The following is a 12,586-nucleotide window of genomic DNA, read 5'->3' as shown; positions in this document are numbered from 1 at the left end:
AACAGACAGTGCCGAACGGGTGTTGGGGGAACTCGGCGACACGATCCAGACGCATCCCCGTGAGGCTGCGCGGTTCCTCTACATCCACGCGACGTTCGGGTCGGGGAAGACCCATCTGCTAAAGCTCGTCGGTCTGGTCGCCGACGACGAGTCCGAGTTCGCATATCTCGGTGACCGATTAGCCGAGCAGTGGCCGGGGTTCGACGAACTCCAGCGATCCATCACCAAGTCCCACATCGACCGGCTTGAACCAGTCTTCCTCAACCTCCTCGATCGCGACGCGTCGAAGGAGCCCCCACTTCCGTTCCTCATCTTCGAGGCGATCGGGCGCGAACTCGGCTATCCGACCGACCCGAACTGGCTGCTCGAGTGGGCATGGACGCTCGACATGGAGAACGACGGCGTCTGGGAGGCGCTCCAAGAGTTCGAACACGACGGGAAGACGTTCGACGATGTCCTCAACGAACGTGCGTCTCTCCGTAGCTGGCTCTACGACGCGCTCCCTGCAATGTCCGAGACGAACGGGACTGATCTCGATAGTCGTTCGGGCGTGAAAGCGTCCATCGAAACCGCGGAAGATGACATCGAGCCCGAGGCGTTCGGTCCTGACGGCCTCGTATCGCGCGTCGAGGCGGCGACTGACGCCCTGAACGAGGGACACAACAAGCGAACCGAGTTGCTACTCGGCCTCGACGAGGTGGCGCTGTTCGTCGGCGACAGCACGCATCGGTACCGAGAGTTCGAAGAAACGATGGAGGCGCTCCAGCGCGGACCGAACCCCGTCGTCGTCACGACCGGGCAGTATTCGCTCCCGGCGACGCGCGAGAACCTCATCGGCGAACCACCTGAAGACCACTGGACGCATCAACAGGTCCCTCTCGAGGGCGCTGACACCGAGATCATCGTCCGGAAGCGGTGGCTCCAGAAGTCAGACGACGGGAGCTCGCGTGTCAAGTCGCTGGTGGCGTCGCTGTCTGACCTCTCGCTCGACGCTTACTCGTCGGTGACGAGCGCGGATCCAAACCCCATCGAGTCCTACCCGTTCCGGGAGTACGACTTATCGCTCTTGCGGACAGTGATGCAGGAACTCATCACGCAGGGCCGGTCAACCGATCGGGAGTACATTCAGGGTCGCGCGCTGCTTGTCTTGGTCAGGTCGCTGTTCACCAAGTTCGGGTGGGCGTCGAAGGAGGAAGGCTCGCTCGTCACGTGGGACGTTCTGTTCGATCTGCTGGTCGAGGAGACGACCTACCTTCCGCTGTGGGTCCAAGAAATGATCGACAACACGTTGGTGCCGACGTTCGACGGCGACGAGGACGCCTGGGAGGTGCGCCTCGCCAAGGGGATCTATCTCCTGAACCAGACGCCTACTGTCCCCTCGACACCCGAGAACCTCGGGCGACTGATGGTCGACGACGTCACGACATCCGTCGACGACGTCGTCGAGCGTACCGAGTCCGGCCTGGAGACGCTCGTCGATAAGCAGAAAGTCCTCACTGAGACGAACGACGAGGGCGACGAGGTGTACACGCTCGTCTCTGAAGAACAGGAGAGCATCCTCAGCCGGGCGCAGGACAAGGCCGCGAAGATTTCCCCACACCAACTGTCTGCATGGCTGGAGACGCGGCTTCGGGAGAATGACGACTTCTTCCGCAGCGACGGTAGCCGTCACGAGGTCGATGTCGGCGACGAGCGCCTCGTTCCACTTCGCTACGACTACTCCATCCTCGAACCGGTCGACCGGGCACCGTCGCCCGAGTACGACGCCCTTCGCGTTCGCATGCTGGCTGACAACCCTGACACAGTCTCCGAGCAAGTCGAGACGTGGCAGGATGTCAACGACTGTCGCGATGGTGGCGAACACGTCCTTATCACCATCGACGTGCCCGAGACGATGCTCGAGCGGATTCGGAACGTCATCGGCATGGGCCAAGTGCTGGACGAAGAGACTGAGTCCCACGAGGAACTCGAGCGCGAGCACCGTGCAGACAAACGCCGTCTCGAATCGTCGGTGACCGAGATCCTGGAGGACGCTTCAGTGTACACGGTTCACGAGCACCGAGGTTCGCGTTCCAGTGTGCTCGAAGAGGTCGTCGCCGATCAGGTCGACACCGTGTTCGGCTCCTCTCGAAAGACGCTTTCGCGGCCGCTCGTCGAAGTCGACGACGCGAGTGCGATGGCGCAGTTCTTCCGGGGAAGCGGTGAGTGGCCGCTTTCGGATGCGGACGCCGCGATGCTCGGCGTCGACACCACCAGCGCTGAGCTTGCCGACACTGGGTGGTGTCGCGAGTTCATCGACAGGTACGAGTCACAGAAGTCGGTCGACGTCGAGACACTCCTCCAGCAGACACAGACAGCGAACGGCGACTACCGTGGGATGCCGCAGGAGTCGATCGCGGCGCTCCTCATCACACTCGCGACATCGAACGAGTCGGTCGCGCTTAAGCAGGACACTGAGTACGTAACTGACCCTGCCGCAATCGGTCGACAAGTACGGACGAAAGGCGGGTTGAGGTCGATCCAGGTTCGCTTCGGGGTCGAAGTGATCGACCCGAAGACGGTGAAGGAACTTGTTACGACCGTTCTCGGAGAAGAGCCGACAGGCGACGGGCCGGACGAGTGGCTGAGCGAACTGGGTCAGTGGGTCGACGAGAACAGTGTAACTGTCAAGCGCACGTTGAAGAGAGCGAACCGTGAGTTCAACGTCAGGCTCGACTCCTTCGAGGAAACCCTCGAGCCGGCCCTCGGCGGTGCGGAACTCTCGACGTCCGACCTGGGAAGCGAAGACGACCTCGAGACGGTGCTCGAGGAGGCCGAAGCTTTCGCGGACGCTTGGGAACTCTTTGGGGTCGAGGAAGACGGGACGACGCTCTGGGAACGCTTCAGCGACGGACTAGACACGATGACGTCGCTCGATCCGAGCGCGCCGATTACCGAAAGTATGCGGGCGACGGCTGAGAGCGCTACTGTCCCAAGCGTCGCGACGGTCGAGTCCCGGCTTCAGGACGCCGAGGACCATCGTGTCGATACGGTCGCTGAACAGTATCGCCGTGTCACGGGAGAAACCACCACCGCGTCCGACCCAGCCGCCGTGTGCGAAGACCTGAGCGCCTGGCTTCGAGCGAACAAGGACGACGTTCATGGGATCCTCGAGGCCACGACCGACGAGTTCGGCGACATCGTCTTTGACAGCCTTGAGACGCTGTTCGAGACAGCCTGGGACGGTGAGGACGTTTCGGAGGGTGACGTCGTTGACTCGGCGGTCGTCCAGCAGGCCGAGACGTACGATCAGGTTCGCGAACTCTTCGACGACGCTGGTGGTGCGAGTCTCTGGTCGCAGTTACAGGACACAGGCAGAGAGCTGCGTGAGGGGCATCCGGAGTCGCCGACGACCGACGCCGTCGAGACGGCACTCGCCTCTTCGCGGCCGCCCACGAAACGGCGTGTTCGCCAGCTCATCGAGCGTGCCAAGGACCCAAAACCGCCTGATGCTGACGACGATGTGTGGGCCGAACTTCAGACGGTCGCTGAAGAGCTACACCAGGAGCTTCCGAACGCCACGGTGACCGATGACGTGACCGCAATCGTTGATGAAGACGAGCGACCAAGTGAAGAACGGGTGAACGAATTACTGTCGGAGTCAAAAACAGTATTGGAGCGGAGCCGGGCTTTCAAAGAGCGACTTGACGGTTTGGACGAAGGAAGTATCGTACTAGTTGAGAAATGAACTGAAAAACGACTCTTCCTGTTACTTTCTGGGGCGGGGTTTAATTTGCACAACCTGAGTGATTTCTGTCAGCGATACATTTGGGTCGTCAATAATGCTGAGAATTGAGGAAAATCACCTCCCTGAGAGCTGGACCGAGGGGGAAATGAGTGCTCACTACTGGATAGTAAGTCGCTTTACTGGAATTGTAGTTGCTGTCGGGATATTTTATATGGGGGTCGTGGTTCTCCCGTCACACGTACCGGGGCTCACACCCATGAATACCGGCAACCAGCTACGGCTCACCGGGATATGGTCCTCAATTGTACTCACATTTGCTCTCTTCACGGTCTACAAAGATATGGCTGAAACCCAGGAAAATCAGGTTGCCGAGCTTCGAGAAGAGCGTGAGCTACAGGACGAGCTTGGGGACATCCAAGACCGTCAAACGGAAATTATGGATCAACAGCAGAAGCTGATGGAGAAGGAACATCAGCCTCTCCTTGAGGTTGTCGGGGCTGAAACATACGATGCTTTTGTGGCTTATAAGCTGAGGAATATCGGCAGAGGTCCAGCTACCGACCTGAAGCTACGGGTCCACATCAAGGTCCCCGGAGAGAACGTTTCCTTTGCCACTGGACCCGACACCCTCACACACATCGAGCAACTGGGTGACATTGAGCCTCCTGAATCGATGGCCCAATTTTCTAATTCAGAAATGTCGGAAATATCGAGTCTGACCGATGGTCAGACAGGGGTCATGACGGCCGAGGTGTACACCTACGGCCCTAACCGGACCCTTGAACTCCCTCCTAACTCCAGGGCAAGGGGTATTGACGGCCTCATAAGGAATCACTTGCAGGACGACGTAGAAATAATCTACCAGGAAGAAGTGATTTTCGACCATCTACTCACAACAATCGGCAAAGGGAGACTCTACCTCCACCCACGAACCTTCCAGGCGGATGGAGACACCCCCGTCTCCAATCTGCTTGACAGGGAAGAGTCCTCGAAGATGAACATGCGCAGGGCGGTGAACGTCGGGTTCGAGACTCCTAGTCTCAAGTTCGATGAGTGATCGGCTTCGGTCGCACACAGTTCGTTCCGATTCCACCGGGGATATTCCAAACTTGTCGAGGAAACGACTTTGTAATGCTTACGAATAATTGGCCAGCATGACGAACCCACTATTCTCCACGTATATGCGGGGAGAAAATCGCGTCACGTCAACTCTGCTCGCAGTTCTCGAACACGTCAACAGTCGTGGGGGAAGACATCCTTGAAGCGCTCGTCGACGAATCTGACCTGTCACTCGTCGCTTTCGACAACCAGGTAACCGGCGTCGAGTCCGTCCGGATGCGGCCATTCGTGGGTCGATAGCCCTCTGGTTCGAAACCAAGACGAGACGAAACGCCGTCCGGCGAAGCCAGCTCGAGGACCATCTCAAGGCCCTCGACCAGGACCCGTCAGACCTCCAGCGGTTAATCGTGCTCACGCCCGACGAGCGAGTTCCCGACGCAGTGCAGACCATCGACGACGAACGCCTCGTCTGGGCGAACTTCGATACGCTTGTCGGGATACTCGAATCTGTGCTGGGGCGAGACGTTGGGAGTGCCGAGGCGAGTATGTACGTCCCGACGGAGCGCGAGGCATTCCTGCTGCGCGAGCTTATGCGGTTCATTTACGACGAGAACCTCGTGAGCGGGAAGGAGGACCGCGTCCTCGTCGTGGGCACACGACGGGCGTGGGACGAGTACCACACCTACGACCACTACTTCTGCCAGCCCAACCGGTCGTTCAAGCCTGTCTCCCATCTCGCGTTCTACAAGGACGGCGAGATCAAACCCGAGGTCCCCAAGGTTACAGGAGCGGCCGAGAGCATCACGCTGGACGAAGGCACCATTCGTGATCACCCCAAGCTCTCTCGGTCTCAAGAGCAGTCGCTACTTCAGGCAGTCGAGAAGATGCGCGAAAACGAGTCGGAGCGGTATGGTGACACGCAGAAGGTGCTGTTCCTCAAACCGGACCTCAACCTGGAGCGGCCTGTCCAGAACGACAAAACAGCGAGTGATTCGAACCGTACGGTCGCCTTCGTGCAGGGTCACCGGTACGTCTCGTTGTCGACGCTTCGAGATAACCCAAGTTACACGACTGAGTTAGAGGAGTGATGGCTGACGTTTCGTGCTGTCTTAGCAGATTACGGTTCATTTAGGATGGGTTTCTACCCAGAGTTCGCCCATTGTTCCAAGCGCTGTTTCCGTCCGATTTCCGACCCGAGTTCGATCAACGAATCCTTTCTCTTGGAGCTTCTGGACGTTGTACTGGACCTTGCTCTTGAAGGAGTCGCCGTCTACCTTCTCGTCTAGCTCAGCAGCGAGTTCTCTGGCTAGTTCAGTTGTTGATTCGACTGTGCCGACCTCGTACAGGAAGTGTAGGACAGTCTTCTCAAAATCGTGTAAATCAGCGGAAGGAACTGTTGGGAATTCCACGTGCAGACCCCCGTTCATTTTCTTGGCGCCTTTTGTGACGCCACTTTGGTCGATCTCATCAATTAAATCACTAATACGCTGCTGGCGTTCCTTCACTTCGGAATCTTTGACGTCCAGGTTCTGGAGGAACTCACGTTCAGTCCGTAGTTCCTTAATCATCTGAGTGACAAGGTACTCCTCGGGAGATACGTAATAGGTGTGTACGCTCTCGCGTAGTTCCGGTTGTTCAACAATGAGTGAGTTCGCAGCACTGGCGAAGGCAAAGGCAACGGTACGCGGCATTGAAGAAATATTGACCCAGACCTCATTGCCTTGTTCTACTTGATCCTGAATCATCTCGTACGCCATCGGATACGCATCTTCAAATTTGAAGATATTCCCAACAGAAAGCCGCTCTACTTTCTTTCCGAGTATCGTTCCAAACGTCTCTTCCAGCCGTTCGACCATCCTCTCAGCGAGTTTCTGGGCTTCCTCATCACTTGATTCCCGGGAGGATTTCAATAAATAAACCTCGTCTGCTTCGAGTGTCCCCTGGCTGATTGGTTGAACAAGTCGCTGAAAGTCGAAACCAACTGGAATGAGATGAACGGATTTTCCCATGCTACGTAGTACCTCTTGCAACGTCCTTTGTCGTGGTCGCTTCTAAATAAATAGGTTTCCAACCGCTATCTCTAAGAATTTATTTTGTTTGTAGACCACCTTGGGTAGCGAAGCGTTTATCTTCCCGTGTGACGTAGTAACTATTGTCAATCAGCACCTCAGGGTGCAAATCCAAGAATGATCCCCAACGAAAACCACCAGGGATCCCGAGGGAGCGCAGAATGGCCGAGAGGCCTTATTCGTCGCGTTCAACCACAGCGGGCCCACGAGAAATTCATGGACGGTCTCCCCGGTAAGGATACCGTCATGATGAAAATAACCGACGTAGAGACACTGCTGCGCCACCGTGGCGAAGTGCGGACTGCGTACTTCCCCGAACGATTCTCGACCATCACTGGTGGTATCATCCACGACGACGAGCTCAAAGAACTCCGGTGGAGTCGGGAACGAAACGCCGTACAGGCTTTTGGTTCAGACTTTCACATCCCCACGGACTATCCAGTTTACGGGGATATGGAGAAATCCCAGCGCAAATCGAACATCAAAAAAATGATGGACGGGACCCGCTGGATGCATGACAAACTTCGAACCACGTCTATCCAGATTATCCCGCTTATTAAGGGATACACCACTGAAGAGCGAGCAATCTGTTACGAAACGCTTCGGGAGCTTGATGTACCGTACTGCGCCTACTACGGCGCCCAATACTTCGGGGGGAAAATGGGGAACGGTATCAACAAGCTCAACGAGGATGTCCGAGAGGTCGTCAACGAACTTGGTGTCGACGGGGTGCTACTCATCGGGCTCCAAGCGAAAGACGGCCTAGCCAAGATGCCGCCGGAAGTTGTTGCCGCTGCCGGTCAACGGTGGATCAGAAAATCCGAACTGCGAGACTTACCTATGAAGAGGGTGTCATAGAAGTCTTCACACACTATGGTCGAGATTGTGATTATTATAGAGCGTTACTAGCTTAGAAAGCCGTGCACTTGGTGCACGGTGCGTTGAAATGTTTAGAGTATCCCTTTTCGTTTCCGAATTATGATTTCTCTCACTCGTTCAGCGTGATTTGACTCGGATTGAACGAACGCTGTGAGGATGGCCTCGACGATCTCGGAGCGGCTGGCTCCGAGATCGTCACACTCAGCAACTAATTCGTCCACTTCTTGTACGATCTCTTCGTCAACAGCAACGCCGAATTTCTCTTTGCCCATATCTATAACCCACTAAAAATGGCGTGCACCAAGTGTACAGCGTTTTGAGGAAGTCAACGAAACCATGAGAACCGTTCTATGACACCCTCTATGAATACTGCACAATCCCAGTACCTCCAGTGGAGACATGACATAGAGGAGACCGTCCTTGGGGTTGGGCAAACGACGTTGGGGTCATTCTCCCCAACCCCCGGCGAGGTGGTGGCTCATGGGTAACAGTCGAACTGTCGGAGAGTACCAGCAGGGTGGTGGCGGAGGTAATCGGTCACCAGCCGACTCAGATGATTCTGACGGTGGTGATTCATCAAGGGATGCGGAACGTGAAATCGAGGAATCACACCAAGAATACGCCGAGGATGCCCAAATAACCGACAAACAGGCCAAAGACATGCAGGAGCGACGTGAAAACGTCGTTGACAACCTGAAGGACGAGGGTCTGTCGATTGAAGAAGATCATATCTACGGTTCAGTGATGCAAGGGACGATGACCGGACCACTCGACGAGGACTGCGATGTCGATGTGCTGGTCGTCCTTGATGCGGACGAGCATGGTCAATGGGCCACCTCTCGTAACGGTCCACAGAACGCGCTTCGTGCTGTCAAAAGACGGTTGAAGCGAAAATATCCTAACCAGGAGGTTCGCATCGACCGGAACGTGGTGGCGGTGAAGTTCAGTGACTTCACCGTAGAGGTCACCCCAGCGTTCCGTTATAACGATACTCGGCCGTGTTTAGACGCTCCTCAACCGGCGAGTCACGGGCCGTTGCGGTTGATCTAAAATCTGTCCTGAGTGCCTCATCGTGTCGATCTGTTCGCGGAGCATACGCCGCAAGAGCCGATTTGTACTGCGTCTAAACAAGGCCCGATACTCACAACCCCGAGAGTCCGACTGACCCCGTAACCGTCGGGGGGATGGAAATTCCCATCCAACCGATGAGCGCTGACGACCCGAATAACGGCTACGCGATCCCCGACACCTATGGCGGGCAATCTTGGGTGGGTACGAACCCCCGGAAATTCCAGTCGATGTATAATGCCGTTAACGAGAATAACGGGGGCAATCTCCAGCGGGTCGCTGTCTCCGCGAAGAAGTGGAATGAGGAGAACGGAAAACCGGTGAACTCCTACCACATGGTGATGATGGCGTACAAATATTTCCAGAATGACGCTCCCGCTAGTGCCTCTACTCATGAGCACATGAGCAACTTCTTCCGGAATCTCCCGCAGTACGTCAACGACGAAACGCGAGAACCTGTTTATCAGGAACGCGTTGACAAGGGTATGAGCTCGAAGGAGAAGAAGCAGGCGGCAAAAAAAGCGTACCGTGCCAGTGAGAAGATCGAGGAGGCTGAGCGCCTCAAAAAAGAAGGTAAGACGCAAGAGGCGAAAGAGAACTACCGGGAAGTCTACGGCGACGATTTCAAGTGAGATTTCGGTCCCTATGACTGACGAGGATTTCGACTACGAGGCGCACGAACGCCTACGTGAACGCGTTGCTAATGAAGCAGACAGTGTTCTGTGGACTTTCAAGGCGTACTATGTCGGTGCCGATTGGTACTCGAAGGTGGATCGGCTTCTCGATTGGTTCGTCTTCGGTGTTGCAGGACTGCTAACAATCGCTCTCATATGGGATTCGACGCCCCAGTTCATCTTAATTGGGCTCGCTATCACTACTGCCATCATTTCCGGTTACAGACGAATGGCTGATCCCGGTGACAAAGCTGAGAACTACTATCGGGCCGCACATGCGTACCAGCGGCTGTTCGATGACCTACGCGACTTCATCAAGCTAGAACTCGCTAAGAAGGACATCAGTCTTGATCAGATGGAATCCCGCTACGAAGACTTGGCCGAACGTCGGAGGAACTTGAACGAGGACATGCCGGAAGTAACCAGTAGATGGTACGAGAAGCTTGATGAGTCGATTTACGACGAGGTGGACACCACTGAGAAGGCCAAGGAGCGCCTCACTGGTGAGGCTCAGGTGTATCCACCCGGACCGAGCCACTGTCTCTCTGACGATGAAGTTGCTGACCGACTGGCTGACGAAGCCGAGTTAGAAGACGATCAGTGATTATCGGGCAGTAATTTTCCATAGCGGAACAAAACCTGCAATTCACTCAGGGTTGATTTGATCCCATTCAGCTGGATCAGTCTCGAAATCATTCCGCTCTAACCGCCGAAGCTCCTGGAACGTATCAGATCGTTCCTTGATCTCGTCCCACGCCATCTGAAACGCAGGTCGATTTAGGTTTGATTCTATGCCGTCTTGCCAGTCGTCCCATGTCTCTTTACTGACCCGCTCCTCAAACCGCAGGAAGACCTGCTCGTTCGAGAGATCGATATAGTAGTAGAGGTTTGAAAATTGGTTCTCGAACTCATCTTCAGTTAATTCGTCTCCTAAGAGTGCCTTTACTGGCAGTTCTCGAGCTAGCTCGCGATACTCCCGTGAGAGCTCATCTTCGAACTGGGTTGTTGCTTGCTCTTTTCGAAGCTTGACCTGCCGGTAAGTCAACCAGACCGTCCCTACTGCACCAACAATAGCACCTGCCTGGATAATCGGTGCCCATGTCCGCAAGACATCAATCCAGCCCATAAGCTGGGTACTGTTTCTACTCAAATAAACTTCAGACCATCAGTGAGCACTCGTCGCGACTTCCATCATCGGCAACATTAAAGACGCTCGTGTGATTCAGACATAGCATACATATTACCTCCTATGGCAAGCGACTCTCTCTCTCAGCGGAAGGCTCAATTGGACAAGGAAGAGCGTGAGCACCTGGAGGATGTTGTCACCGAGATGCGCGAGCGCGTCGAGGACAACGTCGAGTTCCAGCTCACGCAGAAAGGAATCGACGACGAGCCCGAAGATGTCGGCTCGCTGGACGAGGACACCCAGCAGCTCGTGGAGGCGATCGAGATCGAGGCCGTCGACGACGATTCATGGTCTGAGGCGTTTGAGCAGTACGTGACCGGCGTGGGTTACACCATCGTCAATCGTCTGGCCGCGCTACGCTGCATGGAAGTGCGGGGCTTCATCGACGAGGAGGTCACCGTCTTCAAAGACAATGGCCTGACGCCCGCCGCTGAGACGCTCGTCCACGAGGAATTCCTACTGGAAGACGAGGCGATTCTCGAGGCCTATCACAATGCCTGCGACGACCTCGCCGAGGAGATCGAGATACTCTTCGATCGCTCGTCTGCGTACAGCCTGATCGACCCCGACGACGACACCTTCGAGGAACTCTGCGGGATGCTCGACTCGGTCCCCGACGAGGTCTGGCGGGCCGACGACGTGCTCGGGTGGGTCTACGAATACTACAACGTCAAACTGCTCGACGACCTGCGTCGCAAGGGCGACCGCGAAGGACTCGAGCCTGAGGACGTCCCGCCGGCGAACCAGTTCTACACGCCTCATTGGGTCGTCCGGATGCTCACCGACAACTCGCTCGGGAAGCTCTACCTCGAGCACACCGGCGAGTTACAGGACGTCGTCGAGGCCCAAGACGGATTCACTCCGGACGAGCGGAAAAACCGACCACTCTCACCCGACGAATCGCCAGACATCGCCGACTTCTGTACCTATCTCGTTCCCTCCGAAGAGGAAGGTGAGCCCACCGACTTCGATCACCCGGAAGAACTTCGCGTCATCGACCCCGCCTGTGGGAGTGGCCACTTTCTGCTGTACGCATTCGACGTGCTGGAGCGCATCTGGCGTGCCGAGACCGACCTGCCTGACGAGGAGATTCCGCGGGAAATTCTCCGGCACAACCTCTACGGCGTCGACCTCGATATGCGGGCTTGTCAGCTCGCAGCGTTCAATCTCTACCTGAAGGGACGAACTCGTGCCGAGGCAGACGGTGCGAGTGGCTTCGACATGCCCGAGGTCGGGATCGTATGCGCCGACGCGACGGTCGCCGAGATCGACGGTGTCGAGGAGGTGTTCGAGGAAGTCGCCGGCGACGACGAGGATGTCGAGCAGGCGCTGCGGCGTATCCTCGACGCGTTCGAGGAGGTCCACAGCCTTGGGAGTCTCCTCGACGTGCGTGGGACGCTTGGCGACATCTTCGAGGACGACGCCGATGTCGGCGGTACGCAGTTGACCCTCGGCGACGACCCCCGCGAGAGCCATACGCTCGGACAGGTGCTACACAGTTTGCGTGAGGCCGTAGAGGAGCACCGGAATGGCGACTCGTTCCTCGCGCAGGATCTCCGGAGCTTCGTGCGCCTGCTGGACATCCTGGCGCAGGACTACGACGTGGCGCTGATGAATCCGCCGTATGGTGCGCAAGGTCGTATGCCAGACGTCGTGGAATCGTATGTCGCTCATCTCGATAGATCGTAACATCAATTCTGCTGGCGACTCAGTAGCAGCCAACGATGGACGAGCAGTCAGCTCAAGTGTTCCTTCCACCGCGTGAGCGATGCTTCGAGCGTCTCCGTCTCGCCCGGTTCGGCGAGACGGTGACGTGTGTTCACTGCGAGAGTGACGCGGTTGTCGACCGAGGAACGACCGGTAAGGACGCTCAGCAGTACTGGTGCAAATCCTGCGAAACCTACTTCAACGACCTCACAAAGAC

12 protein-coding genes and 1 pseudogene are annotated in these 12,586 nt (G+C 56.5%); 9 read left to right on the top strand and 4 right to left on the bottom strand.

The genetic code is table 11. The features are described 5' to 3' along the window. Positions 1–178 precede the first annotated feature (178 nt). Entirely contained in the window at positions 179–661 is a 483-nt protein-coding gene (locus HALKA_RS21970; RefSeq protein WP_245545400.1) for a hypothetical protein, read from the bottom strand. Positions 662–751: 90 nt separating this feature from the next. On the opposite strand from HALKA_RS21970, the gene HALKA_RS0114555 reads away from it, so the two are divergent. The 3 genes from HALKA_RS0114555 to HALKA_RS19605 all read left to right on the top strand — a co-directional run bounded on the left by HALKA_RS0114555 (position 752) and on the right by HALKA_RS19605 (position 5,874). Further along, complete coding sequence (locus tag HALKA_RS0114555; RefSeq protein WP_245545399.1) at positions 752–3,727, top strand: hypothetical protein; 2,976 nt, start codon at positions 752–754, stop codon at positions 3,725–3,727. 94 nt (positions 3,728–3,821) lie between these two features. Further along, positions 3,822–4,784 (top strand): hypothetical protein, encoded by a 963-nt coding sequence (locus HALKA_RS0114550; protein WP_018258685.1) that lies wholly within the window; start codon positions 3,822–3,824, stop codon positions 4,782–4,784. Between the two features lie 442 nt (positions 4,785–5,226). After that, positions 5,227–5,874 (top strand): hypothetical protein, encoded by a 648-nt coding sequence (locus tag HALKA_RS19605; protein WP_245545398.1) that lies wholly within the window; start codon positions 5,227–5,229, stop codon positions 5,872–5,874. 36 nt (positions 5,875–5,910) lie between these two features. Here the strand turns inward: HALKA_RS19605 and HALKA_RS0114540 are convergent, their stop codons facing one another. Continuing rightward, on the bottom strand, positions 5,911–6,795 hold the full coding sequence (locus HALKA_RS0114540) for an HFX_2341 family transcriptional regulator domain-containing protein (protein ID WP_018258682.1): 885 nt from the start codon (positions 6,793–6,795) through the stop codon (positions 5,911–5,913). 276 nt (positions 6,796–7,071) lie between these two features. Between HALKA_RS0114540 and HALKA_RS0114535 the strand changes: the two genes are divergently transcribed. Beyond that, positions 7,072–7,713, top strand: a complete 642-nt coding sequence (locus HALKA_RS0114535; RefSeq protein ID WP_018258681.1) for a hypothetical protein — start codon at positions 7,072–7,074, stop codon at positions 7,711–7,713. A gap of 92 nt (positions 7,714–7,805) precedes the next feature. Here HALKA_RS0114535 and HALKA_RS0114530 read toward each other — a convergent pair whose 3' ends face one another. After that, positions 7,806–8,006 carry a ribbon-helix-helix domain-containing protein gene (locus tag HALKA_RS0114530; protein ID WP_018256768.1) on the bottom strand — a complete coding sequence of 67 codons (201 nt, stop codon included), beginning with the start codon at positions 8,004–8,006 and terminating at the stop codon, positions 7,806–7,808. A 208-nt stretch (positions 8,007–8,214) separates the two neighbouring features. Between HALKA_RS0114530 and HALKA_RS21480 the strand changes: the two genes are divergently transcribed. The 3 genes from HALKA_RS21480 (at position 8,215) to HALKA_RS0114510 (ending at position 10,080) form a co-directional block, all read left to right on the top strand. Continuing rightward, positions 8,215–8,784, top strand: a complete 570-nt coding sequence (locus HALKA_RS21480) for an SMODS domain-containing nucleotidyltransferase (protein WP_211206026.1) — start codon at positions 8,215–8,217, stop codon at positions 8,782–8,784. Positions 8,785–8,939: 155 nt separating this feature from the next. After that, complete coding sequence (locus HALKA_RS0114515; RefSeq protein ID WP_211206025.1) at positions 8,940–9,434, top strand: hypothetical protein; 495 nt, start codon at positions 8,940–8,942, stop codon at positions 9,432–9,434. Positions 9,435–9,447: 13 nt separating this feature from the next. After that, complete coding sequence (locus HALKA_RS0114510; RefSeq protein WP_018258678.1) at positions 9,448–10,080, top strand: SLATT domain-containing protein; 633 nt, start codon at positions 9,448–9,450, stop codon at positions 10,078–10,080. A gap of 42 nt (positions 10,081–10,122) precedes the next feature. Here HALKA_RS0114510 and HALKA_RS0114505 read toward each other — a convergent pair whose 3' ends face one another. Beyond that, positions 10,123–10,602, bottom strand: a complete 480-nt coding sequence (locus HALKA_RS0114505; RefSeq protein WP_018258677.1) for a hypothetical protein — start codon at positions 10,600–10,602, stop codon at positions 10,123–10,125. A gap of 123 nt (positions 10,603–10,725) precedes the next feature. On the opposite strand from HALKA_RS0114505, the pseudogene pglX reads away from it, so the two are divergent. Together pglX and HALKA_RS21055 are read left to right on the top strand one after the other, a co-directional pair. Then, positions 10,726–12,330: pseudogene (pglX, locus tag HALKA_RS19600) on the top strand (BREX-5 system adenine-specific DNA-methyltransferase PglX); the annotation flags it as partial. A gap of 56 nt (positions 12,331–12,386) precedes the next feature. Next, on the top strand, positions 12,387–12,586 hold a 200-nt coding region (locus HALKA_RS21055; RefSeq protein ID WP_018258675.1), incomplete at its 3' end, for an IS1/IS1595 family N-terminal zinc-binding domain-containing protein.

The organism is Halomicrobium katesii DSM 19301, from assembly GCF_000379085.1.
Taxonomy (GTDB): Archaea; Halobacteriota; Halobacteria; order Halobacteriales; family Haloarculaceae; genus Halomicrobium; species Halomicrobium katesii.
This window is presented reverse-complemented; position numbering and strand designations above follow the sequence as displayed.

Coding starts and splice junctions, on each gene's coding strand:
- HALKA_RS0114555 (WP_245545399.1), top strand. CDS start 752: ATGGAGGCGCTCCAGCGCGGACCGAACCCCGTCGTCGTCACGACCGGG.
- HALKA_RS0114505 (WP_018258677.1), bottom strand. CDS start 10,602: ATGGGCTGGATTGATGTCTTGCGGACATGGGCACCGATTATCCAGGCA.
- HALKA_RS0114515 (WP_211206025.1), top strand. CDS start 8,940: ATGAGCGCTGACGACCCGAATAACGGCTACGCGATCCCCGACACCTAT.
- HALKA_RS0114535 (WP_018258681.1), top strand. CDS start 7,072: ATGGACGGTCTCCCCGGTAAGGATACCGTCATGATGAAAATAACCGAC.
- HALKA_RS0114550 (WP_018258685.1), top strand. CDS start 3,822: ATGCTGAGAATTGAGGAAAATCACCTCCCTGAGAGCTGGACCGAGGGG.
- HALKA_RS21480 (WP_211206026.1), top strand. CDS start 8,215: ATGGGTAACAGTCGAACTGTCGGAGAGTACCAGCAGGGTGGTGGCGGA.
- HALKA_RS0114530 (WP_018256768.1), bottom strand. CDS start 8,006: ATGGGCAAAGAGAAATTCGGCGTTGCTGTTGACGAAGAGATCGTACAA.
- HALKA_RS0114510 (WP_018258678.1), top strand. CDS start 9,448: ATGACTGACGAGGATTTCGACTACGAGGCGCACGAACGCCTACGTGAA.
- HALKA_RS0114540 (WP_018258682.1), bottom strand. CDS start 6,795: ATGGGAAAATCCGTTCATCTCATTCCAGTTGGTTTCGACTTTCAGCGA.